General features: G+C 70.8%; 22 protein-coding genes and 3 tRNA genes. 23 read left to right on the top strand and 2 right to left on the bottom strand.

Annotated elements, in window-relative coordinates:
• Positions 1–10 precede the first annotated feature (10 nt).
• The 6 genes from ACWGB8_RS11575 (at position 11) to ACWGB8_RS11550 (ending at position 2,550) form a co-directional block, all read left to right on the top strand.
• A tRNA-Thr gene (locus ACWGB8_RS11575) sits at positions 11–83 on the top strand.
• A gap of 42 nt (positions 84–125) precedes the next feature.
• Positions 126–198, top strand: a tRNA-Met gene (locus ACWGB8_RS11570).
• A gap of 83 nt (positions 199–281) precedes the next feature.
• Positions 282–446 carry a 50S ribosomal protein L33 gene (gene rpmG, locus ACWGB8_RS11565; protein WP_006604855.1) on the top strand — a complete coding sequence of 55 codons (165 nt, stop codon included), beginning with the start codon at positions 282–284 and terminating at the stop codon, positions 444–446.
• A gap of 118 nt (positions 447–564) precedes the next feature.
• On the top strand, positions 565–1,020 hold the full coding sequence (locus ACWGB8_RS11560; protein WP_452212569.1) for an FAS1-like dehydratase domain-containing protein: 456 nt from the start codon (positions 565–567) through the stop codon (positions 1,018–1,020).
• A 5-nt stretch (positions 1,021–1,025) separates the two neighbouring features.
• Positions 1,026–1,448 (top strand): MaoC family dehydratase, encoded by a 423-nt coding sequence (locus ACWGB8_RS11555; protein ID WP_452212567.1) that lies wholly within the window; start codon positions 1,026–1,028, stop codon positions 1,446–1,448.
• A 61-nt stretch (positions 1,449–1,509) separates the two neighbouring features.
• Entirely contained in the window at positions 1,510–2,550 is a 1,041-nt protein-coding gene (locus ACWGB8_RS11550) for a UDP-N-acetylmuramate dehydrogenase (protein ID WP_452212566.1), read from the top strand.
• On the opposite strand, the gene ACWGB8_RS11545 is transcribed toward ACWGB8_RS11550, so the two are convergent.
• A complete protein-coding gene (locus ACWGB8_RS11545) occupies positions 2,540–3,643 on the bottom strand; it encodes an adenosine deaminase (protein WP_452212565.1) in 1,104 nt (367 codons plus the stop codon). The two genes, ACWGB8_RS11550 and ACWGB8_RS11545, sit on opposite strands and share 11 nt — an antisense overlap.
• Before the next feature lie 104 nt (positions 3,644–3,747).
• Positions 3,748–4,995, bottom strand: coding sequence for a pyridoxal phosphate-dependent aminotransferase (locus ACWGB8_RS11540; RefSeq protein WP_452212564.1), 1,248 nt, complete (start codon positions 4,993–4,995; stop codon positions 3,748–3,750).
• Between the two features lie 245 nt (positions 4,996–5,240).
• Here ACWGB8_RS11540 and ACWGB8_RS11535 point away from each other — a divergent pair.
• The 17 genes from ACWGB8_RS11535 to ACWGB8_RS11455 all read left to right on the top strand — a co-directional run bounded on the left by ACWGB8_RS11535 (position 5,241) and on the right by ACWGB8_RS11455 (position 25,949).
• Positions 5,241–5,313: transfer RNA gene (locus tag ACWGB8_RS11535), tRNA-Trp, on the top strand.
• Positions 5,314–5,463: 150 nt separating this feature from the next.
• Positions 5,464–5,796, top strand: coding sequence for a preprotein translocase subunit SecE (secE, locus tag ACWGB8_RS11530; protein ID WP_452212562.1), 333 nt, complete (start codon positions 5,464–5,466; stop codon positions 5,794–5,796).
• A 209-nt stretch (positions 5,797–6,005) separates the two neighbouring features.
• Positions 6,006–6,902: a transcription termination/antitermination protein NusG gene (gene nusG, locus ACWGB8_RS11525; RefSeq protein WP_452212560.1), complete on the top strand. Its 897-nt coding sequence runs from the start codon at positions 6,006–6,008 to the stop codon at positions 6,900–6,902.
• A gap of 161 nt (positions 6,903–7,063) precedes the next feature.
• Positions 7,064–7,498, top strand: coding sequence for a 50S ribosomal protein L11 (gene rplK / locus ACWGB8_RS11520; protein WP_350511356.1), 435 nt, complete (start codon positions 7,064–7,066; stop codon positions 7,496–7,498).
• Between the two features lie 77 nt (positions 7,499–7,575).
• Complete coding sequence (rplA, locus tag ACWGB8_RS11515; protein WP_452212557.1) at positions 7,576–8,298, top strand: 50S ribosomal protein L1; 723 nt, start codon at positions 7,576–7,578, stop codon at positions 8,296–8,298.
• 184 nt (positions 8,299–8,482) lie between these two features.
• Entirely contained in the window at positions 8,483–9,346 is an 864-nt protein-coding gene (locus tag ACWGB8_RS11510; protein WP_452212556.1) for a hypothetical protein, read from the top strand.
• 146 nt (positions 9,347–9,492) lie between these two features.
• Entirely contained in the window at positions 9,493–10,452 is a 960-nt protein-coding gene (locus ACWGB8_RS11505) for a hypothetical protein (protein ID WP_452212554.1), read from the top strand.
• Between the two features lie 88 nt (positions 10,453–10,540).
• Entirely contained in the window at positions 10,541–11,431 is an 891-nt protein-coding gene (locus ACWGB8_RS11500) for a hypothetical protein (protein ID WP_452212552.1), read from the top strand.
• A gap of 343 nt (positions 11,432–11,774) precedes the next feature.
• A complete protein-coding gene (gene rplJ, locus ACWGB8_RS11495) occupies positions 11,775–12,338 on the top strand; it encodes a 50S ribosomal protein L10 (protein WP_452212551.1) in 564 nt (187 codons plus the stop codon).
• A gap of 88 nt (positions 12,339–12,426) precedes the next feature.
• A complete protein-coding gene (gene rplL / locus ACWGB8_RS11490) occupies positions 12,427–12,810 on the top strand; it encodes a 50S ribosomal protein L7/L12 (RefSeq protein WP_452212549.1) in 384 nt (127 codons plus the stop codon).
• Between the two features lie 734 nt (positions 12,811–13,544).
• Positions 13,545–17,021 carry a DNA-directed RNA polymerase subunit beta gene (gene rpoB / locus ACWGB8_RS11485; RefSeq protein WP_452212547.1) on the top strand — a complete coding sequence of 1,159 codons (3,477 nt, stop codon included), beginning with the start codon at positions 13,545–13,547 and terminating at the stop codon, positions 17,019–17,021.
• Positions 17,022–17,122: 101 nt separating this feature from the next.
• Positions 17,123–21,022 carry a DNA-directed RNA polymerase subunit beta' gene (locus tag ACWGB8_RS11480; RefSeq protein WP_452212545.1) on the top strand — a complete coding sequence of 1,300 codons (3,900 nt, stop codon included), beginning with the start codon at positions 17,123–17,125 and terminating at the stop codon, positions 21,020–21,022.
• Between the two features lie 193 nt (positions 21,023–21,215).
• The gene (locus ACWGB8_RS11475; protein ID WP_452212544.1) at positions 21,216–21,887 is read left to right on the top strand and encodes a DUF4097 family beta strand repeat-containing protein; all 672 of its coding nucleotides are present in this window, start codon (positions 21,216–21,218) and stop codon (positions 21,885–21,887) included.
• Between the two features lie 82 nt (positions 21,888–21,969).
• Complete coding sequence (locus tag ACWGB8_RS11470; protein WP_452212542.1) at positions 21,970–23,142, top strand: sensor histidine kinase; 1,173 nt, start codon at positions 21,970–21,972, stop codon at positions 23,140–23,142.
• A complete protein-coding gene (locus tag ACWGB8_RS11465; RefSeq protein WP_452212540.1) occupies positions 23,139–23,828 on the top strand; it encodes a response regulator in 690 nt (229 codons plus the stop codon). Before ACWGB8_RS11470 ends, ACWGB8_RS11465 begins: the two co-directional genes overlap by 4 nt.
• Before the next feature lie 67 nt (positions 23,829–23,895).
• Positions 23,896–24,651, top strand: a complete 756-nt coding sequence (locus ACWGB8_RS11460) for an SIR2 family NAD-dependent protein deacylase (protein ID WP_452212538.1) — start codon at positions 23,896–23,898, stop codon at positions 24,649–24,651.
• Between the two features lie 86 nt (positions 24,652–24,737).
• Positions 24,738–25,949, top strand: coding sequence for a cytochrome P450 (locus ACWGB8_RS11455; RefSeq protein WP_452212536.1), 1,212 nt, complete (start codon positions 24,738–24,740; stop codon positions 25,947–25,949).
• The last annotated feature ends 60 nt before the right edge of the window (positions 25,950–26,009 follow it).

The raw sequence follows: 26,009 nt of genomic DNA, 5'->3' as shown, positions 1-26,009 counted from the left end.
TTCCTCGTTCGCCCCTATAGCTCAGTCGGTAGAGCGTCTCCATGGTAAGGAGAAGGTCTGCGGTTCGATTCCGCATGGGGGCTCTGGTGAAAGGGAGTCGGCTTCGGCCGGTTCCGGCTCACTGTGGCGGTGTAGCTCAGTTGGTAGAGCAAGCGGCTCATAATCGCTGTGTCACCGGTTCAAGTCCGGTCACCGCTACCCCGCGTAGTCGGTCGGGGGATCACACTCCCGGTCGGCTACTCTTGTTGTGTTCTTACTCATTGTCCAAGGAAGGCACTCCCGTGGCTGCCACCGACGTCCGCCCGAAGATCACGCTGGCCTGCGTGGAGTGCAAGGAGCGGAACTACATCACCAAGAAGAACCGGCGCAACGACCCGGACCGTCTTGAGATGAAGAAGCACTGCCCCCGCTGCAACTCGCACACCGCGCACCGCGAGACCCGCTGACACCGTCACGGAACTCCGGGCCTGTGTGAACCAGGTCTCCGACTCCGGGCCGCATCCCTCATGTGGGGATGCGGCCCGGAGTCTTTTCGCTGTCGCCACTCTTACCGAGGAGTTGCCCATGGCTCTCGACCCCTCCTTCATCGGGCGGACCTATCCGCCCACCGAGCCGTACGAGGTCGGCCGGGAGAAGATCCGCGAGTTCGCCGTCGCCGTGGGTGACACCAACCCGGCGTACACCGACCCGGAGGCTGCCAAGGCGCTCGGCCACCCGGACGTCATCGCCCCGCCGACCTTCCCCTTCGTGATCACCTACGGGGCCGCCTCCCAGGTGGTCGAGGACCCGCAGCTGGGCCTGGACTACAGCCGGGTGGTGCACGGCGACCAGAAGTTCGCCTACACCCGCCCGGTGCGGGCCGGCGACCGGCTCTCGGTCGAGGTGACCATCGACAACATCAAGTCGCTGGCCGGCAACGACGTGCTCACCGTGCGCGGCGAGGTCTCGGACGCCAGTGGCGAGCACGTGGTGACGTCGGTCATGACGCTGGTGGCGCGCGCCGCCGGCGCGGGGGAGTGAGCAGCATGGCGATCAGCTTCGACGAGGTCGCGGTCGGCACCGAGCTGCCCGCGCAGTCCTTCCCGGTGACCCGCGCCACCCTGGTGCAGTACGCGGGCGCCTCGGGCGACTTCAACCCGATCCACTGGAACGAGAAGTTCGCCCTGGAGGTGGGCCTGCCGGACGTCATCGCGCACGGCATGTTCACCATGGCCTCGGCCGTCCGGGTGATCACCGACTGGGTCGGCGACCCGGCCGCGGTGGTCGAGTACGGCGTGCGCTTCACCAAGCCGGTGCCGGTGCCCAACGACGGCGTCGGCGCCGTCATCGAGGTGACCGGCAAGGTCGCCAAGCTGCTGGACGACCGCAAGGTGCAGGTCGACCTGGTCGCGACCAGCGGCGGCCAGAAGGTGCTGGGCATGTCCCGCGCCGTCGTCCGGCTGGCCTGAGCCCGACCGCGGAAGGAAGCCCCGGGCGGTGCGCCCGGGGCTTCCCCGTACGCTGGTGGGCGTGCAGGTAGAACTCGACGCCCCCCTCGCCCCGCTGACCACCCTCCGGCTCGGCGGCCCGGCCCGCCGCCTGGTGACCGCGACCACCGACGACGAGGTGGTCGCCGCCGTCCGCGCGGCCGACGCGGCCGGCGAGCCGCTGCTGGTCCTCGGTGGCGGCTCCAACCTGGTGATCGGCGACGCCGGGTTCGACGGCACCGTGCTGCGGATCGCCACCACCGGCTTCGCCCTGGACGGCGCCGCCCTGGAGCTGGCCGCCGGCGAGGTCTGGGCCGACGCCGTCACCCGGACGGTGGACGAGGGCCTGGCCGGGATCGAGTTCCTGGCCGGCATCCCCGGTTCGGCCGGCGCCACGCCCGTGCAGAACGTCGGCGCCTACGGCCAGGAGGTGGCGCAGGCGATCACCGAGGTGGTCGCGTACGACCGCCGGGCCGGGGAGACGGTCACCCTGGCGAACGAGGAGTGCCGCTTCGCCTACCGGCACAGCCGCTTCAAGGCCGAGCCCGAGCGCTGGGTCGTGCTCCGGGTCCGCTTCGCCCTGGAGCGCGCCGACGGCCGCTCCACGCCGGTCCGCTACGCCGAGACCGCCCGCCACCTGGGCGTCGAGCAGGGCGAGCGGGTCGCGCTGCGCACGGCGTACGAGGCGGTGCTGCGGCTGCGCGGCGGCAAGGGGATGGTGCTGAACGCCGCCGACCACGACACCTGGTCGGCCGGCTCCTTCTTCACCAACCCGGTGCTCGACGCCGTGCAGTACGCCGACTTCCGCACCCGCCCGGGTGCCGCGGACGCCCCGGCCTACCCGGCCCCGGACGGCGGCACCAAGACCTCGGCCGCCTGGCTGATCGACCGGGCCGGCTTCGGCAAGGGCTACGGCAGCGGCCCGGCCACCCTCTCCACCAAGCACACCCTGGCGCTGACCAACCGGGGCGCCGCGACGGCCGAGGACCTGCTCGCCCTCGCCCGGGAGATCCGCGACGGGGTCCGGGCGGCGTTCGGCGTCGAACTGGTCAACGAGCCGGTGATGGTCGGCGTCACGCTGTAGCGGCGACCCCGAACCCGGCCCCGGCCCCGGCCACGCCGACGACCTCGGCGGCGTCGGCCGCGGCGGCGGGCAGCAGCCAGCCGTCGATGTCCGCCAGCAGCTCCTTCCGCACGCTCTCCGGGGCCCGCGAGCCGCGCACCGACTGGCGGGCCAGCTCGGCGAGTTCGGCGTCGTCGAAGCCGAGCACCTCGCGGGCCAGGTCGTACTGGGCGGCCAGCCGGGTGCCGAACAGCAGCGGGTCGTCGGCGCCCAGCGCCAGCGGGACGCCCGCGTCGAAGAGACGGCGCAGCGGCACGTCCTCGGGGTGCTCGTAGACGCCCAGCGAGACGTTCGAGGACGGGCAGACCTCGCAGGTGACCTGACGGTCGGCCAGCCGCTGCATCAGCCGCGGGTCCTCGGCGGCCCGCACCCCGTGGCCGATCCGGCCGGCGCCCAGGTCGTCCAGGCAGTCCCGGACGGATTCGGGGCCGGCCAGCTCGCCGCCGTGCGGCGCGGCCAGCAGCCCGCCCCGGCGGGCGATGTCGAAGGCCCGGTCGAAGTCCCGGGCCAGGCCGCGGCGCTCGTCGTTGGAGAGGCCGAAGCCGACCACGCCCTCGTCGGCGTAGCGGACGGCCAGCCGGGCCAGCGTGCGGGCGTCCATCGGGGACTTCATCCGGTTGGCGGCGACCAGCACCCGGATGCCGACCCCGGTGGCGTCCGAGGCGTGCCGCACCGCGTCGAGGATCAGCTCCAGGGCCGGGATCAGCCCGCCCAGCCGGGGTGCGTACGAGGTCGGGTCGACCTGGATCTCCAGCCAGCGCGAGCCGTCCGCCCGCTCGTCCTCGGCGGTCTCCAGGACCAGCCGGCGGATGTCCTGCTCGTCCCGCAGCACCGAGCGGGCGGTGTCGTACAGCCGCTGGAAGCGGAACCAGCCGCGCTCGTCGGTGGCCCGCAGCTTGGGGGGCTCGCCGGAGCTGAGCGCCTCCGGCAGCCGGACGCCGTGCTTGTCGGCCAGTTCCAGCAGCGTGGCGGGGCGCATCGAGCCGGTGAAGTGCAGGTGCAGATGGGCCTTGGGGAGGTCCCTGACGTCGCGGGGGTTCTGCAGGCGTTCCATTCGCCGATACTGCCGTATTTCACCCCCCGACGGGAACCGCCCCCTCCACGTCCCCCGAAGGGGTGAAGGGGGCGGTACCGGTCAAGCGGGGATTGACCTGCGGGTCAGTCGCGGGCCTCGGCGAGCAGCTTCTGGATCCGGCCGACGCCCTCGGCCAGGTCGGCGTCGCCCAGCGCGTACGACAGCCGCAGGTAGCCCGGGGTGCCGAAGGCCTCGCCGGGGACGACCGCGACCTCGGCCTCGTCCAGGATCAGCGTGGCCAGCTCGGCGGAGGTCTGCGGGCGCTTGCCCCGGATCTCCTTGCCCAGCAGGCCCTTGACGGACGGGTAGACGTAGAACGCGCCCTCGGGCTCGGGGCAGAGGACGCCCTCGATCTCGTTGAGCATCCGCACGATGGTGCGGCGGCGGCGGTCGAAGGCGGTGCGCATCTCGTGCACCGCGGAGAGGTCGCCGGCGACGGCCGCGATCGCGGCGCGCTGGGCCACGTTGGAGACGTTCGAGGTGGCGTGCGACTGCAGGTTGGTCGCGGCCTTGACGACGTCCTTCGGGCCGATCACCCAGCCCACCCGCCAGCCGGTCATGGCGTAGGTCTTGGCGACGCCGTTGACGACGATGCACTTGTCGGCCAGCGCGGGCAGCAGCGCCGGCAGCGAGGTGAAGGTCGCGTCGCCGTAGACCAGGTGCTCGTAGATCTCGTCGGTGAGCACCCACAGGCCGTGCTCCAGCGCCCACTCGCCGATCGCCCGGGCCTCGGCCTCGGTGTAGACCGCGCCGGTCGGGTTCGACGGCGAGACGAACAGCACGACCTTGGTGTTCTCGGTGCGGGCGGCCTCCAGCTGCTCGACCGAGACCTTGTAGCCGGTGGTCTCGTCGGTCACGACCTCCACCGGCACACCGCCGGCCAGCTGCACCGACTCCGGGTAGGTGGTCCAGTACGGGGCCGGGACGATGACCTCGTCGCCCGGGTCGAGGATCGCCGCGAAGGCCTCGTAGATCGCCTGCTTGCCGCCGTTGGTGACCAGGATCTGGGCGGCGTCCACCTCGTAGCCGGAGTCGCGCAGCGTCTTGGCGGCGATCGCGGCCTTCAGCTCCGGGAGACCGCCGGCCGGGGTGTAGCGGTGGTTCTTCGGGTCGCGGCAGGCCTCGACGGCCGCCTCGACGATGTAGTCCGGGGTGGGGAAGTCCGGCTCGCCGGCGCCGAAGCCGATGACCGGACGGCCGGCCGCCTTGAGGGCCTTGGCCTTGGCGTCGACGGCCAGCGTGGCGGACTCGGCGATCGCGCCGATGCGGGCGGAGACCCGGCGGTCGGCGGGGCGGACGGAACTGTCGGGCTGCGGGGTGGAAGCGCTCATGCCTGCATGGTCGCAGACCCGGAGTGGGGCGGTCATGGCGGTTTCAGCATGCGTACCGGGCCGTCCGAATGACGGCCCCCGATGGCCGGAGCCGGTCGTCGGGAGAAGAGGTTCGACCAAACACCCTCGGACCACGTACACTCACTGCTCGACGGCCGACAGACCGCGGGGCTTCCACCACCTGTGCATACAGCGGTGGCAGATGCGGTAGGTTGGTGGTCACTACCGGCACCGCGAGGCGCCGTAGGGCAATAGCTCAATTGGTAGAGCACCGGTCTCCAAAACCGGCGGTTGGGGGTTCAAGTCCCTCTTGCCCTGCTGCTTGATCCGTTATCAGCCCGTTCGCTCCACAGAGCGAGCGGGCTTGATGCGGAGAGGGCACCGAACAGCACCGCTTTAGCCGGCCGCTCGTGCCCCCACCGGGTGCGCAGTGAAGGCTCGGCAGGACCCGGATTCAGGTGAGGACGAGTGACGGAGACCACGGGCTCCACCGCAACGCCTGAGAGCGGCAACCCCGAGGGGGCCGACGGCGCTGGCGAGAACACGCCCGCCGACGGCGAGTCGCGCCGCGGCAAGCGGGGCGACAAGAAGTCCGGCAAGCGTGCCAAGAAGGGCTTCTTCGCCCGCCTCGCGCTCTTCTACCGCCAGATCATCGCCGAGCTGCGCAAGGTCGTCTGGCCCACCCGCAGCGAGCTGACGAACTACACCACCGTCGTGGTCGTCTTCGTCGTGGTGGTCATGGCCCTGGTGGCCGGCCTCGACTACGGGTTCTCCAAGCTCAGCCTCTGGGTCTTCGGCTGACCGGGCCGACCCACCCCCGACACCTCCCCGACCCGGGCCGGATCTCCGGCCCGGGTCGAGCTGTCGGCGCCGAACGTACGTGGCCGCTACCGTTGACTCGGTACTGTTGAAGTCTCCGAGACGCATTCCGGCGCGCCCGCGGCAGCGGAGCGGCGCCGAGCGTCCCGGAGCGCGCCACCTTCACCATCTCCAGGAAAGAAGCAGCCACCGTGTCTGAGTCCCCCCTGTACGACGCCGACGAGACCGTCCGCGAGGCGGATGTCGCCGCCGAGCTGGACGCGGCCGAGCTGGCTGACGACGTCGAGTCCGCCGAGCAGATCGTCGACGCCGCGGACAGCGACGAGGACGAGGTCGAGGCGTACGACGAGGCCGAGGCCGGCGAGCCCGCCGAGGAGGCCGCGCTGCACGAGGAGTCCGACGAGGAGCCCGTCGAGGAGGCGGCCGAGGAGCCCGTCGAGGAGGCGGCCGAGGCCGTCGCCGAGCCGGAGGTCGAGGTCGAGGTCGACCCGGTCGCCAAGTTCCGCGAGGACCTGCGCTTCATGCCCGGCGAGTGGTACGTGATCCACACCTACGCCGGCTACGAGAACCGGGTGAAGCAGAACCTGGAGCAGCGCGCGGTCTCGCTGAACGTCGAGGAGTACATCTTCCAGGCCGAGGTGCCGCAGGAGGAGGTCGTCCAGATCAAGAACGGCGACCGCAAGACCATCCGCCAGAACAAGCTCCCCGGCTACGTCCTGGTGCGCATGGACCTCACCCCCGAGTCCTGGGGCGTCGTGCGCAACACCCCGGGTGTCACCGGCTTCGTCGGCAACGCCTACGACCCGTACCCGCTGACCCTGGACGAGGTCGTCAAGATGCTCGCCCCGGACGTCGAGCGCCAGGCCGCCAAGGAGGCCGGCAAGGCCTCGCCGGTCCGCCCGGTCGAGGTCCAGGTGCTCGACTTCGAGGTCGGCGACTCGGTCACCGTCACCGACGGCCCGTTCGCGACCCTGCAGGCGACCATCAACGAGATCAACCCGGACTCGAAGAAGGTCAAGGGCCTGGTGGAGATCTTCGGCCGGGAGACCCCGGTCGAGCTCTCCTTCGACCAGATCCAGAAGAACTAGTACGCCCTCCGACTTCGGGGCGGGGCCGCGGCCCCGCCCCGAAGTCGTTTTGGTCCAGCGGCGCATCCGCGTTAGCCTGGTCCGATGTGTGTGCTGGCGACCGGGTGTCGCCCCGTTCCCGCACGCACCAGCAATCACCTCTCGGAAGGACCCGGAGAGAAATGCCTCCCAAGAAGAAGAAGGTCACGGGGCTTATCAAGCTCCAGATCAACGCCGGTGCGGCCAACCCGGCTCCGCCGGTCGGCCCCGCGCTGGGCCAGCACGGCGTCAACATCATGGAGTTCTGCAAGGCCTACAACGCTGCGACCGAGTCGCAGCGCGGCATGATCGTGCCGGTGGAGATCACGGTCTACGACGACCGCTCCTTCACCTTCATCACGAAGACGCCGCCGGCCGCGCGCCTCATCCTGAAGGCCGCCGGTATCGACAAGGGCTCCAGCGAGCCGCACAAGACCAAGGTCGCCAAGCTCACCAGCGCCCAGGTCCGCGAGATCGCCACCACCAAGATGCCCGACCTGAACGCCAACGACCTGGACGCGGCGGAGAAGATCATCGCCGGCACCGCCCGGTCGATGGGCATCACCGTCGAGGGCTGACAGCTCTTTTCGTTCCCAGTGGTAGGGCCGAGCGCGGCCCGTGCATACCACGACTCCATCACCATTCAGGAGCAGCAGTGAAGCGCAGCAAGGCTCTGAAGGCCGCGGACGCCAAGGTCGACCGCGAGCGCCTTTACGCCCCCCTCGAGGCCATCCGCCTCGCCAAGGCGACCAGCACCACCAAGTTCGACGCGACCGTCGAGGTCGCCATGCGTCTGGGCGTCGACCCGCGCAAGGCCGACCAGATGGTCCGCAGCACCGTGATCCTCCCGCACGGCACCGGTAAGACCGCCCGGGTCCTGGTCTTCGCGACCGGCGACCGTGCCGAGGCCGCGCGTGCTGCGGGCGCCGACATCGTCGGCTCCGACGAGCTCATCGACGAGGTCGCCAAGGGCCGCCTGGACTTCGACGCCGTCGTCGCCACCCCGGACCTCATGGGCAAGGTCGGCCGCCTCGGCCGCGTGCTCGGCCCCCGTGGCCTGATGCCGAACCCGAAGACCGGCACCGTCACCCCCGATGTCGCCAAGGCTGTCAACGACATCAAGGGCGGCAAGATCGAGTTCCGCGTCGACAAGCACTCGAACCTGCACTTCATCATCGGGAAGGCCTCCTTCTCCGACGAGCAGCTGGTCGAGAACTACGCCGCCGCGCTGGACGAGGTGCTCCGCGCCAAGCCGTCCGCCGCCAAGGGCCGCTACATCAAGAAGACCGCGGTCACCACCACCATGGGCCCCGGCGTCCTGGTGGACCCGAACCGCACCCGCAACCTCCTGGTCGAGGAGGACCCGGCCGCCGTCTGAGCCTCCCGCTCCGACCGGTAGCCGCGTCCTGGGCGCAGCAGCAGTCCGTACGACGGGCCCGTACCCCCTTCCGGGGTGCGGGCCCGTCGTCGTTCCCGGACGGTCCGGGGCCGGGGCCGGTGGGGAACACGTGAACGAGTCGTCGTACGCTCGCCCGGACCGCCCCGCCGACCGTCGGAGTGCCGTGACCGCCCACCGTCCCGCCGCCCTGGCCGCCACCCTGCTGCTGCTCGCCGGCACCACCGCCTGCAGCCTGCTCGCGGTGCCCGCCGACCGGATCCCCAAGGAGTCGGGGTCCGGCGTCCGCCCGCCGAAGCAGGTGCTGATGTCCGCCGCCCAGCGGCTGGACGACGTCGGCGGCGCCCGCATCGAGACCGTCGAGGAGGGCCCGGCCGGCCGCCGCAGCGCCGCCGGGACCCTGCGGTGGGGCGCCCAGGACACCGCCGAGCTGACCCTCACCGACGAACGGGGCACCGCCAGGCTGACCGGCCGGGACGGTTCCTTCGAGCTGGTGTACGAGGGCGGTGCGACCGCGCCGCGGCGCGCCGAGCGGACCGGTGTCGAATCGCTGGACGCGCGCGGCCCGGACAGCCCGGGCGACTACCGGGGCGGCTGGCCGACCGCGCTGGTCTCCAACCCCGGCGGCCCGGCGCACGCGATGGGGCTCACCGGGAAGCTCACCCCGCTCGGCGGCGAGCAGCTCGCCGGCACCACGGTGGCGCACTACCGGGGCGAGGCGCCGGTCGCCGCGTACTTCGGCGCCGACCAGGGGCTGGTCGGCGCCCGGCTGGCCGCCGTGCTCGACCACTACCGGCAGCGCGGGGTGACCACCGTCGCGTACGACTTCTGGGTCGCCCCGGGCGATCGGCTGCTGCGGCTGCGGGAGACGGTGCGGGGCAGCGCGGGAACCGTGGTGCGGACGACGGACGTCTCCGACGCCGGGAACGCGCCGCAGTCCCCGGCCGCCGAGCCGCCGCCGTCCACCACCGCGCCCGCACCGGAGGCGGGGACCCCGGGGGCCTCGGGGGAGCCGACCGCGGCGCCGTGAGGCCGGTCCGTCCGGGAAAACGGCTGCCGGACCGTCAGCGCGTTCGGTTAGAGTCCGCTGGGCACGACCCGAGATCCGCAGCCCCCGGCTCGTCGCCGTACCGCCCCGGGCGCAGCGTGCGCCGGGGCATCCTCGGAGGGGAAGACATGGCTGGAATCCGCAAGAGCTCCGTGGCCGTCGTGATGGCGGCCCTGGCCCTGACCGCGACCGCCTGCGGTGGGGACAAGGACAAGACCGAGGCGGCGCCGACCGCCGCGCAGACCCCGGCGGCCTCGCCGTCGCAGGCCGGGGCGCCCACCTCGAAGGCCCCGGCCGACCCGCCGGCCAAGCTCTCCCCGGCCGCCCTCCTGAAGCTGGTCGGCGAGAAGACCAACGCTGCGAAGTCGGCCAAGGTCAAGCAGGAGGTGGAGATCGGCGCCAACGGCGTGCTGGTCTACAACGGCGCCATCTCCTGGGAGGACGGCATGCTGGGCGAGCTGACCGTCGACGCCGGCGACAGCCCGCTGGGCAAGCAGATGTCCCCGCTGACCGGCTCCACCACGCTGAAGTACCGCTACCTCAAGGACGCGATGTACCTGAAGCTGGGCACCCGGGCGGTCAGCGAGTTCAACGGCCGGCACTGGCTGCGCTACGGCTACGACGACCTGAGCAAGGTCCTCGGCGCCGGCGGCGACTCGCTGAAGAACCAGCTCCGCAACGCCGACCCGCAGGCCGGCGTCCGGGCACTGATCGCCTCGGGCAAGGTCACCGAGGTCGGCGAGGTCACCGTGAACGGCACCCGGGCCACCCACTACAGCGGCGAGCTCACCGCGGACGACCTCGCCACCGCGACCTCGCGCGGCCTGGACCACCAGCAGATCAAGGACATCAAGGACCAGTTCCAGACGGCCGGGATCACCACCGAGCACGTCGAGGTGTGGATCGACACCGAGACCCAGCTGCTGGTCCGGCGGCTGGAGAAGGCCGAGACCGCCAACGGTCCGGTCAAGGTCACCGTCGACTACTCCGACTACGGCACCAAGGTCGACACCGTCGAGCCGGCCGCGTCCGACTCGGTGGAGATCACCGAGCTGCTGAAGCAGGCGCAGGGGGGCGGCGCGAGCTGACCCCGGCGCGGGTGGCAAGGTGGCTCGGAGCAGGGCCGCACGAAGCGGGCGGTCCGTGGTGACCGGGACCAGGGGAAGTGGGGAAGCGATGGCGGCGTGGCGGCGGACGGCGGTCCTGTCGGCCGGCGTGCTGCTGGCGGCCGGCCTGGCGGCCTGCGGCGGCGGTGACGCCGGCCCGGCCGCGTCCGGCTCCCCGTCGGCGAGCGGCACCGCCTCCCCGAGCGGCCCGGCCCGGCCCACCACCACCCGGCCCACCCAGGCCAAGCCCACCGACCGCTCGCCGCACGGCGTCCTGCTCTCCGCGCAGATCGCCGCGCAGACCGCCCGCCGGGCCAAGGTGAACTACCGGCTGGGCGCCGACGCCGGGGCCGGCCCGCTGTTCTGGGCGCCGAAGACGGCGCTCCAGGTGAAGCGGACCACCCCGGCCGGGGCCGAGCAGCTGATCGTCGTCGACACGGTGGCCTACCAGGGCGGCGACGCGGGCACCGCGGCCCGGCACGGCGGCCGGCACTGGGAGCGGTTCAGCGGGGCGCCGGCCGCCGACGGCCACCGGGAGATCCCGTACGCCGGGCTGATCGACCTGATCAGCCCGGTGTCGGTGCTCGCCGCCGCCACCGCCGAGGGGGTCGCCCCGGTGCACCTCGGCGAGGAGCAGTTGGACGACACCGAGGTCGAGCACTACCGGGTCACCACCAACGCCGACCGGTACGCCGCCGCGCAGACCCAGCTGTCCCCGGCCCGCCGGGAGGGCCTGCGGGCGGCGCTCACCCCCGGCGGTTCGGCCGTGCTGACCCTGGACCTCTGGCTCAACGACAAGGACCAGCTGGTCAAGGTGCACCGCACCGGCAGCGGGGAGTCCGGCCGGACCGACGACACCGTGCTGTACTCCGACTACGCCGGAGCGCTCTCCGCCCAGGCCCCGGCCGAGGCGGACACGGTGGACACCGGGACCCGCAGCACCTCCCCGCTGGAGCGGTGAACGGGACGATTTGCACGGGCTTTCCCCCTGCGGTTACAGTTGCCGAGCCAAAGACCGCTGGTTGTCGCCGTACGCCCGCAAGGGAGTACGGGGCCGAAGGATCTGCGACCCGTCGCAGCAGCCCGCGCAGGTTTGTCTGGAGCTTGGACTTCCGGGTCCGGGTGGCTTCCGCGTGATGCCGCCCGTCCGTCGAGGTCCTCCCGAGCCCCGTGCGCCTGCGCACCGGGGCTCATCTGCTTTTCTGCAGGAGCTTTCCTTCCCAGGCCGCCGGTCGGTCCGAGGCAACGATGGTCGACTTTCGCGGTCGGCCCGACTTCGACATCACGGAAGGAGGCGTAAGCCTATGGCTAGGCCCGACAAGGCTTCTGCCGTCGCCGAGATCGCGGACAAGTTCCGCGCCTCGAACGCGGCCGTGCTGACCGAGTACCGCGGTCTGACGGTGAAGCAGGTCAAGACCCTGCGTCGCTCGCTGGGCGACAACGCCCAGTACGCCGTGGTGAAGAACACGCTGACCAAGATCGCTGCCAACGAGGCCGGGATCACGGAGCTCGACGACCAGTTCACCGGTCCGACGGCTGTTGCCTTCGTCACCGGTGACCCGGTGGAGTCGGCGAAGGCTCTGCGTGACTTCGCCAAGGACAACCCCGCTCTGATCATCAAGGGCGGTGTCCTTGATGGCAAGGCGCTGTCCGCCGATGACATCAAGAAGCTCGCGGACCTCGAGTCCCGCGAGGTGCTGCTCGCCAAGCTGGCGGGTGCCCTGAAGGCCAAGCAGTCCCAGGCTGCCGCGCTCTTCCAGGCCCTGCCGTCGAAGCTCGTCCGCACTGTGGACGCGCTGCGCGACAAGGTCGAGCAGGGCGGTGCCGGTACGCCGGCTCCCGCCGCCGAGGACGAGGCCGCGGAGTAATTCCGCAGGCTCACGCCTCGCTGCGGGCCCGTGCCCGCCCAACCCGTACATACGGCACCACCTGCCGATTTAGTGGAAGGACGCCATCATGGCGAAGCTGACCCAGGACGAGCTGCTCGCGCAGTTCGAGGAGCTCACCCTCATCGAGCTCGCTGCCTTCGTGAAGGCCTTCGAGGACAAGTTCGACGTCACCGCTGCCGCCCCGGTCGCCGTTGCCGCCGCCGGTGTCGCCGGCCCGGCCGCCGAGGCCGTCGAGGAGCAGGACGAGTTCGACGTCATCCTCGAGGGTGCCGGCGACAAGAAGATCCAGGTCATCAAGGAGGTGCGCACCCTGACCTCCCTCGGCCTGAAGGAGGCCAAGGACCTCGTTGACACCGCTGGTGCCAAGGTCCTGGAGAAGGTTGCCAAGGACGTTGCCGAGAAGGCCAAGGCTGCCCTTGAGGCCGCCGGCGCCAAGGTCACCGTCAAGTGACTCTCCCCCGGCCCTAGCGGCCGGGAGGCGCCCCCACGCCCCCTCCGAGGGGCGGGAGCTCCGAGGCCGGGCCGATCACCCTTGCGGGTGGTCGGCCCGGCCTCTGCGTTTCCCGGGTCCGGCGTTTGCGCTTCCCGGGCCCCGCCCCTGGGCGATCCCGGGTTCGGACGGGCCGGCGCGGGCGCGCGGGGCGACCGGGAACCACCGGTGTGGCCCACAGGGCACTCGGCACTGTCGGTTCGGACCGGTATGGTGATCGCTGTCGTCGGGAGCGCCTCCCACCACGGGTTCTGTAACGTCCGGGGGTGCTCGCCCGATAGACAGGTCGAGGCCCGCACCGGAGGCGGGCCCTTGACGAACCAGGCGCGGCGCGCGATTCTCAAGGCGAGCCCGCCCGGTTGGTCTGCTGCCGGAGGCATAACCGGCGGCTCCGGAGGGAAAGTGACTCCTCGTGAGTCCAGGGCCCGGACAGTGTCCGGGCCGGTGCGGTACCAGTGCAGTACCCGGGGAGCGTCCGCGCCTCCCGGCTACCGGGAGGAGTCTCCGATTCGGTCTCCGAATCAGAGCTGGACAGCAGTGTGCCTTTTGGCTACACTGTCCCTTTGCGCTGCCTGTTAGCTGCTCCGTGACTCGTCGCCCGGAGCGTGCACTGCCCTGAGCTGGGAACTCTCCCTCTTCAAGGCCCCGGCTGGTACGCGCGTAGTGAGCTCCGAGCCCTCGGAAGGACCCCCCTCTTGGCCGCGCCGCGCAACGCCTCGAACAATTCCGCCGCATCCACCGCCCCGCTCCGCGTCTCGTTCGCGAAGATCAAGGAGCCCCTTGAGGTCCCGAACCTCCTCGCCCTGCAGACCGAGAGCTTTGACTGGCTGCTCGGCAATGCGGCCTGGAAGTCCCGGGTCGAGGAGGCGCTGGACAACGGTCTGGACGTCCCCACGAAGTCCGGTCTGGAGGAGATCTTCGAGGAGATCTCCCCGATCGAGGACTTCAGTGGGTCGATGTCGCTGACCTTCCGCGACCACCGTTTCGAGCCGCCGAAGAACTCCATTGACGAGTGCAAGGACCGCGACTTCACGTTCGCCGCCCCGCTCTTCGTCACGGCCGAGTTCACCAACAACGAGACCGGTGAGATCAAGTCCCAGACGGTCTTCATGGGCGACTTCCCGCTCATGACGAACAAGGGCACGTTCATCATCAACGGCACCGAGCGTGTCGTCGTCTCGCAGCTCGTCCGCTCGCCGGGCGTGTACTTCGACTCCACCCTGGACAAGGTGTCCGACAAGGACATCTACTCCTGCAAGGTCATCCCCTCGCGCGGTGCCTGGCTGGAGATGGAGATCGACAAGCGCGACATGGTCGGCGTGCGCATCGACCGCAAGCGCAAGCAGTCGGTCACCGTGCTGCTCAAGGCGCTCGGCTGGACCAACGAGATGATTCTCGAAGAGTTCGGCGAGTACGAGTCGATGCGCGCCACCCTGGAGAAGGACCACACCCAGGGCCAGGACGACGCGCTGCTCGACATCTACCGCAAGCTGCGCCCCGGCGAGCCGCCGACGCGCGAGGCGGCGCAGACGCTGCTGGAGAACCTGTACTTCAACCCGAAGCGCTACGACCTCGCGAAGGTCGGCCGCTACAAGGTGAACCGCAAGCTCGGCAACGCCGAGTCGCTGGACTCCGGTGTGCTCACCGAGCCCGACATCATCAACGCGATCAAGTACCTGGTCAAGCTGCACGCCGGCGAGGCCGAGTGGCGCGACGACTCCGGCCGCGACATCGTGGTCGAGGTCGACGACATCGACCACTTCGGCAACCGCCGCCTGCGCAACGTGGGCGAGCTCATCCAGAACCAGGTCCGTACGGGTCTCGCCCGTATGGAGCGCGTCGTGCGCGAGCGCATGACCACCCAGGACGTCGAGGCGATCACGCCGCAGACCCTGATCAACATCCGGCCGGTCGTCGCCTCCATCAAGGAGTTCTTCGGCACCAGCCAGCTGTCGCAGTTCATGGACCAGACGAACCCGCTGTCGGGCCTGACCCACAAGCGCCGTCTGTCCGCCCTCGGCCCCGGCGGTCTCTCCCGTGAGCGCGCCGGCTTCGAGGTCCGTGACGTGCACCCCTCGCACTACGGGCGCATGTGTCCGATCGAGACCCCCGAAGGCCCGAACATCGGTCTGATCGGGTCGCTCGCCTCGTACGGCCGGGTCAACGCCTTCGGCTTCATCGAGACCCCGTACCGCAAGGTCGTCGACGGCGTCGTCACCGAGAAGGTCGACTACCTCACCGCCGACGAGGAGGACCGCTACGTCATCGCGCAGGCCAACGCCCCGCTGACGAACGACCTCCACTTCGCGGAGCCCCGCGTCCTGGTCCGCCGCCGCGGCGGCGAGATCGACTACATCCCGGGCACCGAGATCGACTACATGGACGTCTCGCCGCGCCAGATGGTGTCGGTCGCGACCGCCATGATCCCGTTCCTGGAGCACGACGACGCCAACCGCGCGCTCATGGGCTCGAACATGATGCGCCAGGCGGTGCCGCTGCTGAAGAGCGAGGCCCCGCTGGTCGGTACGGGCATGGAGTACCGCTGCGCCGTGGACGCCCAGGACGTCATCACCGCCGACAAGGCCGGTGTCGTCCAGGAGGTCTCCGCCGACTACGTCACCGTGGCCAACGACGACGGCACGTACACCACGTACCGCGCCGCCAAGTTCACCCGCTCCAACCAGGGCACCGCCTTCAACCAGAAGGTGCTCGTGGACGAGGGCGCCCGGGTCGAGGCCGGCCAGGTGCTGGCCGACGGCCCGTGCACCGACCAGGGCGAGATGGCGCTCGGCAAGAACCTCCTCGTGGCGTTCATGTCGTGGGAGGGCCACAACTACGAGGACGCGATCATCCTGTCGCAGCGCCTCGTGCAGGACGACGTCCTCTCCTCGATCCACATCGAGGAGCACGAGGTCGACGCCCGTGACACCAAGCTCGGCCCCGAGGAGATCACCCGGGACATCCCGAACGTCTCCGAGGAGGTCCTCGCCGACCTCGACGAGCGCGGCATCATCCGCATCGGCGCCGACGTCGTCACCGGCGACATCCTGGTCGGCAAGGTCACCCCCAAGGGTGAGACCGAGCTGACCCCGGAGGAGCGCCTGCTCCGCGCGATCTTCGGCGAGAAGGCCCGTGAGGTCCGCGACACCTCGCTGAAGGTCCCGCACGGTGAGTCCGGCAAGGTCATCGGCGTGCGCGTGTTCGACCGCGAGGAGGGCGACGAGCTCCCCCCCGGCGTCAACCAGCTGGTCCGCGTCTACGTCGCCCAGAAGCGCAAGATCACCAACGGTGACAAGCTCGCCGGCCGCCACGGCAACAAGGGTGTCATCTCCAAGATCCTGCCGGTCGAGGACATGCCGTTCCTGGAGGACGGCACCCCGGTCGACATCATCCTGAACCCGCTGGGTGTCCCGTCCCGAATGAACCCGGGACAGGTCCTGGAGATCCACCTCGGCTGGCTCGCCCAGCAGGGCTGGGACGTCTCCGGCCTCGCGGACGAGTGGGCCCAGCGCCTCCAGGCGATCGGCGCCGACACGGTCGAGGGCGGCACCAACCTCGCCACCCCGGTCTTCGACGGCGCCCGCGAGGACGAGATCACCGGTCTGCTGGACCACACCACCCTCACCCGTGACGGTGAGCGCCTGGTGAACTCCACCGGCAAGGCCCGGCTGTACGACGGCCGCTCCGGCGAGCCGTTCCCGATGCCGATCTCGGTCGGCTACATGTACATCCTCAAGCTGCACCACCTGGTCGACGACAAGCTGCACGCCCGTTCGACCGGCCCGTACTCGATGATCACCCAGCAGCCGCTCGGTGGTAAGGCGCAGTTCGGTGGTCAGCGCTTCGGTGAGATGGAGGTGTGGGCCCTTGAGGCGTACGGCGCGGCCTACGCGCTGCAGGAGCTGCTCACCATCAAGTCCGACGACGTCCTCGGCCGCGTGAAGGTGTACGAGGCGATCGTCAAGGGCGAGAACATCCCCGAGCCCGGCATTCCCGAGTCCTTCAAGGTCCTCATCAAGGAAATGCAGTCGCTCTGCCTCAATGTGGAGGTGCTGTCCTCGGACGGCCAGTCCATCGAGATGCGGGACTCCGACGAGGACGTGTTCCGCGCTGCCGAGGAGCTCGGCATCGACCTGTCCCGGCGCGAGCCGAGCAGCGTCGAAGAGGTCTGACGGAGGTGGGGCCGGCTCCCTCGCCGGGAGCCGGCCCGCCCCCAGGCCCCCCTCAGACCAAACGAACGACTCTCGACTTACGAAAGAGGGCTTGACGACCAGTGCTTGACGTCAACTTCTTCGACGAGCTCCGCATCGGCCTGGCCACCGCCGACGACATCCGCCAGTGGTCGCACGGCGAGGTCAAGAAGCCGGAGACCATCAACTACCGCACCCTGAAGCCCGAAAAGGACGGACTCTTCTGCGAGAAGATCTTCGGTCCGACCCGGGACTGGGAGTGCTACTGCGGCAAGTACAAGCGCGTCCGCTTCAAGGGCATCATCTGTGAGCGCTGCGGCGTCGAGGTGACCCGCGCCAAGGTGCGCCGTGAGCGGATGGGCCACATCGAGCTGGCCGCCCCGGTCACCCACATCTGGTACTTCAAGGGCGTGCCGTCCCGTCTGGGCTACCTGCTCGACCTGGCGCCGAAGGACCTCGAAAAGGTCATCTACTTCGCCGCCTACATGATCACCTGGGTCGACGACGAGCGCCGCCAGCGCGACCTGCCGTCCCTGGAGGCGCACGTCTCCGTCGAGCGCCAGCAGATCGAGAACCGCCGCGACGCGGACCTCGAAGCCCGCGCCAAGAAGGCCGAGACCGACCTGGCCGAGCTGGAGGCCGAGGGCGCCAAGGCCGACGTGCGCCGCAAGGTGCGCGAGGGCGCCGAGCGCGAGATGAAGCAGCTGCGCGACCGCGCGCAGCGCGAGCTCGACCGCCTCGACGAGGTGTGGGCCCGCTTCAAGAACCTCAAGGTCCAGGACCTGGAGGGCGACGAGCTGCTCTACCGCGAGCTGCGCGACCGCTTCGGCACCTACTTCTCCGGCTCGATGGGCGCGGCGGCCCTCAAGGACCGCCTGGAGACCTTCGACCTGGCGGAGGAGTCCGAGCGCCTGCGCGAGATCATCCGCACCGGCAAGGGCCAGAAGAAGACCCGTGCGCTCAAGCGCCTCAAGGTCGTCTCCGCGTTCCTGCAGACCACCAACAAGCCCAACGGCATGGTGCTGGACTGCGTCCCGGTCATCCCGCCGGACCTGCGTCCGATGGTGCAGCTGGACGGTGGCCGCTTCGCGACCTCCGACCTGAACGACCTGTACCGCCGCGTCATCAACCGCAACAACCGCCTGAAGCGCCTTCTCGACCTCGGTGCCCCCGAGATCATCGTGAACAACGAGAAGCGCATGCTGCAGGAGGCCGTCGACGCGCTGTTCGACAACGGCCGCCGCGGCCGTCCGGTCACCGGCCCGGGCAACCGCCCGCTGAAGTCCCTCAGCGACATGCTGAAGGGCAAGCAGGGTCGTTTCCGCCAGAACCTGCTCGGCAAGCGCGTCGACTACTCGGCCCGTTCGGTCATCGTCGTCGGCCCGCAGCTCAAGCTGCACCAGTGCGGTCTGCCCAAGGCCATGGCGCTGGAGCTCTTCAAGCCGTTCGTGATGAAGCGCCTGGTCGACCTGAACCACGCGCAGAACATCAAGTCGGCCAAGCGCATGGTCGAGCGCGCCCGCCCGGTCGTGTGGGACGTCCTCGAAGAGGTCATCGCCGAGCACCCCGTCCTGCTGAACCGTGCGCCCACCCTGCACCGCCTCGGCATCCAGGCCTTCGAGCCGCAGCTGGTCGAGGGCAAGGCCATCCAGATCCACCCGCTCGTCTGCACCGCGTTCAACGCGGACTTCGACGGTGACCAGATGGCCGTCCACCTGCCGCTCTCCGCGGAGGCGCAGGCCGAGGCCCGCATCCTGATGCTGTCCTCGAACAACATCCTGAAGCCGGCCGACGGTCGCCCCGTCACCATGCCGACCCAGGACATGGTGCTGGGCCTGTTCTTCCTCACCTCGGACCGCGAGGACGTGAAGGGCGCCGGCCGCTCCTTCTCGTCGACCGCCGAGGCGATCATGGCCTTCGACGCCCGCGAGCTGGCCGTCCAGGCCCCGATCGAGCTGCGGCTGCCGGTCGGCACCGTCCCGCCGCGCGGCTGGACCCCGCCGGTCGACCCCGACGGCGGCGAGGGCACGTACTGGACCGAGGGCGAGTCCTTCCGTCTGACCACCACCCTGGGCCGTGCGCTCTTCAACGAGCTGCTGCCCGAGGACTACCCGTTCGTCGACTACGAGGTGGGCAAGAAGCAGCTCTCCGCGATCGTCAACGACCTGGCCGAGCGCTACCCCAAGGTCGTCGTCGCGGCGACCCTGGACAACCTGAAGGCGGCCGGCTTCCACTGGTCGACCCGTTCGGGTGTCACCGTCTCGATCTCGGACGTCATCGTCCCGCCGAGCAAGCCCCAGATCCTGGAGGGCTTCGAGGCGAAGGCGGAGAAGGTCCAGAAGCAGTACGAGCGCGGTCTGATCACCAACGACGAGCGCAAGCAGGAGCTCGTCGGCATCTGGACCCAGGCGACCAACGAGGTCGCGGACGCCATGGCCGCGAACTTCCCGAAGACGAACCCCATCTTCATGATGGTCGACTCGGGCGCCCGTGGAAACATGATGCAGATGCGCCAGATCGCCGGTATGCGTGGTCTGGTGTCGAACGCCAAGAACGAGACGATCCCGCGTCCCATCAAGGCGTCCTTCCGCGAGGGCCTGTCCGTGCTGGAGTACTTCATCTCCACCCACGGTGCCCGTAAGGGTCTGGCCGACACCGCGCTCCGCACCGCCGACTCCGGCTACCTCACCCGTCGTCTGGTCGACGTCTCCCAGGACGTCATCATCCGCGAGGAGGACTGCCGGACCGAGCGCGGCCTGAAGCTGTCGATCGGCTCGGTCGGCGCGGACGGCGTGCTGCGCAAGGCCGACGACGTCGAGACCAGCGTCTACGCCCGCATGCTCGCCGAGGACATCACCGTCGACGGCAAGCTCCTCGCCACCGCGAACACCGACCTCGGTGACGTGCTGATCGACGAGCTGATCCGCCACGGCGTCGGCGAGGTCAAGACCCGCTCGATCCTGACCTGCGAGTCGGCCGTCGGCACCTGCGCCATGTGCTACGGGCGCTCGCTGGCCACCGGCAAGCTGGTCGACATCGGTGAGGCGGTCGGCATCATCGCCGCCCAGTCCATCGGTGAGCCCGGTACCCAGCTGACGATGCGTACCTTCCACACCGGTGGTGTGGCCGGTGACGACATCACCCAGGGTCTGCCGCGTGTCGTCGAGCTCTTCGAGGCCCGTACCCCCAAGGGTGTGGCCCCGATCTCGGAGGCGCAGGGCCGGGTCCGCATCGAGGACACCGAGAAGACCCGCAAGCTGGTCGTCACGCCGGACGACGGCACCGACGAGATCGCCTACCCGGTCTCGAAGCGTGTGAAGCTGCTCGTCAGCGAGGGCGAGGCGGTCGAGGTCGGCCAGAAGCTGACCATGGGTGCCACCAACCCGCACGACGTGCTGCGGATCATGGGCCAGCGCGCCGTCCAGGTCCACCTGGTCGCCGAGGTCCAGAAGGTCTACAACTCGCAGGGTGTGTCGATCCACGACAAGCACATCGAGATCATCATCCGGCAGATGCTCCGCCGCGTGACGATCATCGAGTCGGGCGACGCCGAGCTGCTCCCGGGCGAGCTCGTCGAGCGCGGCCGCTTCGAGCAGGAGAACCGTCGCGTGGTCTCCGAGGGCGGTCACCCCGCCTCCGGCCGTCCGCAGCTGATGGGTATCACCAAGGCCTCGCTGGCCACCGAGTCCTGGCTGTCGGCCGCCTCCTTCCAGGAGACGACCCGGGTCCTCACCGACGCGGCGATCCACGCCAAGTCGGACCCGCTGCTGGGCCTCAAGGAGAACGTCATCCTCGGTAAGCTCATCCCGGCCGGTACGGGTCTGCCCCGCTACCGCAACATCCGGGTCGAGCCGACCGAGGAGGCCAAGGCCGCGATGTACTCGGCCGTCGGCTACGACGACTACGACCTGTCGCCCTTCGGCGCCGGCTCCGGCCAGGCGGTCCCGCTGGACGACTACGACTACGGTCCGTACACCGGCTGAGTCGCGTCACCGCCCGGCCACGGGCATTGATCGCAGGGCGGTCACCCTCCACGGGGTGACCGCCCTGCGGCGTTTCCGGCGATTCCTCGCCCGTGCGGGGGAGGCCGAGGAATGGGCCGGGCGGGCGAGGCGGGGGAGGGCCCTCGTGCGGGATGGTTTCGGTAACGGAAACCGAGTGCGAAGGGGTCGGGAGATGAAGCGGGTACTGGGTGCGCTGGCGATCACCGGAACGGTGCTGCTGGGGACGGCGGCCTGTGTCGGGGAGGACGCCGACCAGGAGAAGGTCGACCGCTACGGCGTGTCCGAGGCGGTCAGTGCGCTGGTGGTCGAGGGGCGGACGGGCCCGGTCGTGGTCAAGGCGGGCGGGGACGTCCAGGTCGTCGAGAAGAAGACCTACAAGGGCGAGGCGCCGAAGACCACCCACGCGGTGAAGGACGGCACGCTGACCCTGACCTACCCCGACTGCAAGGACTGCGGGGTCGCGTACGAGGTGACCGTCCCGGCCGGGACGAAGGTGGCGGTGAAGACCGGCACCGGCGACGTGAAGCTGGTCGGGCTGGCCGGCGAGGTGGCGGTGAAGACCGGCACCGGGGTGGTCGAGGGCACCGACCTGGGCTCGCAGAAGGCCGAGGTCACCACCGGCACCGGCGGCATCAACGTGGCGTTCAAGGCGAGCCCGGTCAGCGTGGTCGCCAAGGCCGAGACCGGCGACGTCCAGGTGAAGGTGCCGTCCGGCGAGTCGTACAAGGTCGACGCCAACGCCGCGACCGGCGGCGAGAAGGTGGACGTGCCCCGCAACGACGGGTCCTCGCGGAGCATCTCGGCGCGGGCCGAGACCGGCCGGGTGACGGTCACGGGTGGCTGATCGACCCGTCCCCGCGGTCCTGCCGGTAGGGCATGATCTTCTCCGCGGGGGAGGGCTCCCCGGCTACCGGGGAGGGGTGGACGTGGACCGGTTCACATGGCTGCGGGCCTGGCGGACGTGGTTCGCCGGGATCAACCCGTACGTGACGGACACCCTGCTGGCGCTCTGCTCGGCGGCCGTCTCGCTCTGGGTGGTGTACCACGACGTGGTGGACCACCCGTGGGGCGTCTACCTGCTCGCGCTGGGCACCGCGGCGCCGCTGCCCTGGCGGCAGCGGGCGCCGATGACGGTGATGGCCCTCAGCGGCGGGGTGTCGGCGGTCGTCTCGGTGGTCGCCCACTCGGCGATGCCGCAGCTGCCGCTCTACCTGGTGATCGCCACCTACACGGTGGCGGACCGGGCCAAGGACTGGCAGCGCTGGGTGGCGCTGGCGGTGCTGGTGGCCGCCAACATGGTCGGCACCCGGTCGCTCAACGGGATGCTGTTCTCCGTCCTCACCTCCGTCGGGGCCTTCGTCTTCGGCTCGCTGGTGCGCGAACTGCGCCGACTGGCCCGGGTGGAGGCCGAGCGGGCGGACGAGGCCGGCCAGCGGGCGGTGGCCGAGGAGCGGGCCCGGATCGCCCGTGAGATGCACGACATCCTCGCGCACGCCGTCTCGCTGATGGTGATCCAGGCCGAGGCCGGCCCGCTGGTGGTGCACAGCGACCCGGACCGCGCCGTGAAGACCTTCGACACCATCGCCGACTCGGGGCGCGACGCCATGGTCCAACTGCGGCGGGTGCTCGGGGTCCTGAAGGAGGAGGGCGCGGCCCCGCAGCTGGCCCCGCAGCCCCGGCTGACGGAACTCCCGGCGCTGGCCGAGCGGGTGCGCGCGGCCGGGATGCGGGTGGAACTCGAACTGGAGGCGGGCGGCGCGGCGCTGCCCGCCGAGGTGGAGGCGGCGGCCTACCGGATCGTGCAGGAGGCGCTGACCAACACCGTCAAGCACGCGAGCGCCGACCGGGTGGAGGTGCGGGTGGTCCGCGCGGGCGAGGTGCTGGAGGTCGTGGTGTCGGACAACGGGCACGGGGTGCGGCGCCGGCCCGAGCGCGCGGTGAGCGACTGGTCCGGCGGACGGGGCCTGGTCGGCATCCGGGAGCGCGCCGCGGCGGTCGGCGGACGGGCCGAGGCGGGGCCCGGGGCGGACGGCAGCGGGTTCCTGGTGAACGCCCGGCTGCCGCTGGGCGCGGGCGAGTTGGAGAAGGTGGGCGGATGAGCGTGATACGGGTGGTCGTCGCCGACGACCAGGAGCTGGTGCGGGCCGGGTTCAGCATGATCCTGGACGCGCAGCCGGACATCGAGGTGGTCGCGGAGGCGTCCAACGGCGCCGAGGCGGTCGAGGCGGTCCGCGCGCACGGCCCGGACGTGCTGCTGCTGGACGTCCGGATGCCGGTGATGGACGGGCTGGAGGCCGCCCGGCGGGTCTGCGCCGAGTCCCCGTCGACCAGGGTGATCATGCTGACCACCTTCGACATCGACGACTACGTCTTCGACGCGCTGTACGCCGGGGCGAGCGGCTTCCTGCTCAAGGACGTCCGCCGGGACGACCTGGCGCACGGCGTCCGGATGGTGGCCTCCGGGGAGGCGCTGCTGGCGCCCTCGGTGACCCGCCGGCTGATCGGGGAGTTCGCGGCCCGCCGCCCGGGCGGGGACGCGCAGTCGGCCCAGGCCGTCCGGGCGCCCTCCCGGCTGCTGGAGGTGCTGACCGGGCGCGAGCAGGAGACCCTGCGGCTGCTGGCCCGCGGACTCTCCAACGCGGAGATCGCCACCGAACTCACGGTGAGCGAGCACACGGTGAAGACACACGTCAGCAACGTCCTGAGCAAGCTGGGCCTGCGGGACCGGGTGCACGCGGTGGTCTTCGCCTACGAGGCGGGCGCGGTGGTGGCCGGCGAGGGCTGAGACCGCCGCCCCGGGCCGCCGCGATTTCCGGTGGCGCGCCGGGCGGGCGGGCCGTACCGTCCGGGGCATGACCGCCAAGCGCCCGCTGATCGCCGTCCTCACCGGCGCCGGGATCTCCACCGACTCCGGCATCCCCGACTACCGCGGCCCGCAGGGCCTCTGGCAGCGCGACCCGGACGCCCAACAGCTCGTCACCATCGGCCCCTACCTGGCGGATCCGGAGGTCCGCCGGCGGTCCTGGCGGATGCGCCGCGAGGTCGGCGCACTCGCCGCCGAACCCAACGACGGCCACCGGGCCCTGGTCGAACTGGAGCGCTCCGGACTGCCGGTACGGGTGCTCACCCAGAACGTCGACGGGCTGCACCAGCGGGCCGGGCTGCCCGCCCGCAAGGTGCTCGAACTGCACGGCACCGCCCGCGAGGTGAAGTGCCAGGACTGCGGCGTGCGCGGCCCCATGGGACAGGCGCTGGAGCGGGTGGAGGCCGGCGAGACGGACCCCGCCTGCACGGCCTGCGGCGGCGTGCTGCGGCCCTGCACCGTGATGTTCGGCGAATCCCTCGACCCGGTGGTGCTGCAGCAGGCCGACTCCATCGCCCGGGCCTGCGACCTGTTCGTCGCCGTCGGCACCAGCCTCCAGGTCTTCCCGGTCGCCGCGCTGCCGTACAACGCGGTGAAGAGCGGTGCCCGGCTGATCGTGATGAACGGCGAGCCGACGCCCTTCGACGAGGCCGCGGCCGAGGTGATCCGGGAGCCGATCTCCCGGGCGCTGCCGGCACTGGTCCGGCGGCTGCGCGGGGACGCCGGCCTGCCGTCGGGGGAGTAGCCCCCCCCGGCGGGCTCTGGACCGAACGGGCCGTCTGCGTACGATGATCATCCGGCTACCCCCCTCACGGCTGGAGTGATCGACCGATGACGACGGCGAAGTTCGACCCCTGGTCCGCGGCGTTCGTGGCCCACCCCTACGACGCGTACGCCGAACTGCGCGCACACGCCCCCGTGACGTACTTCGAGCCGACCGGCCAGTGGCTGGTCTCCCGCCACGAGGACGTCAGCGCGCTGCTGCGGGACCGCCGGCTGGGCCGCACCTACACCCACCGCTTCAGCCACGAGGAGTTCGGCCGGCCCGCGCCCGACCCGGCGCACGAACCGTTCCACACCCTCAACGACAACGGGCTGCTCGACCTGGAGGCCCCCGACCACACCCGGATCCGCCGGCTGGTCTCCAAGGCCTTCACCCCGCGCATGGTCGAGGGGCTGCGGCCCACCGTGCGCCGGACGGCCGGCGAACTCGTCGACCGGCTGCTCGCCGACGGCGGCGGCGACCTGATCGCCGCCGTCGCCGAGCCGCTGCCGGTCGCCGTCATCGCCGAGATGCTCGGCGTCCCGGAGGCCGACCGGCACCTGCTGCGGCCGTGGTCCGCCGACATCACCGGCATGTTCGAGCTCAACCCGACCGAGGAGGCCGCCCGCCGGGCCGTCACCGCGAGCACCGAGTTCTCCGACTACCTGCGCGCCCTGATCCGCGAACGCCGCGCCGACCCCGGCGACGACCTCATCAGCGCGCTGATCCAGGCGCAGGACGGCTCCGACGCGCTCAGCGAGCAGGAACTCGTCTCCACCTGCGTGCTGCTGCTCAACGCCGGCCACGAGGCGACCGTCAACACCACCGGCAACGGCTGGTGGGCGCTCTTCCGCAACCCCGGCGAACTCGCCCGGCTGCGCGGCGCGGTGGACGACCTGCTGCCCACCGCCGTCGAGGAGCTGATGCGCTGGGACACCCCGCTGCAGATGTTCGAGCGCTGGGTGCTGGAGGACATCGAGGTCCGCGGCACCACGATCCCGCGCGGCTCCGAGATCGCCCTGCTCTTCGGCTCCGCCAACCGCGACCCCGCCCGCTTCGCCGACCCCGACCGGCTCGACCTCGGCCGCACCGACAACCCGCACATCACCTTCGGCGCCGGAATCCACTTCTGTCTCGGCGCTCCGCTTGCCAGACTTGAGCTCACCGAGTCCTACGGGGCGCTGCTGCGCCGGGCCCCCGGCCTGCGGCTGGTCCGCGAGCCCGCCTGGCAGCCCGGCTACGTCATCCGCGGGCTCGAAGAACTGCTGGTCGAAATCTAGGCTCTGTCCGGTCGGTCCTGTCGGCGCCCGGCAGGATCGGCCGGGCAGAGTCTAGACACG

The organism is Kitasatospora sp. NPDC054939 (assembly GCF_053610105.1).
The sequence above is the reverse complement of the archived record's forward strand: the minus strand, read 5'-3'. Positions and strand labels throughout refer to the sequence as shown.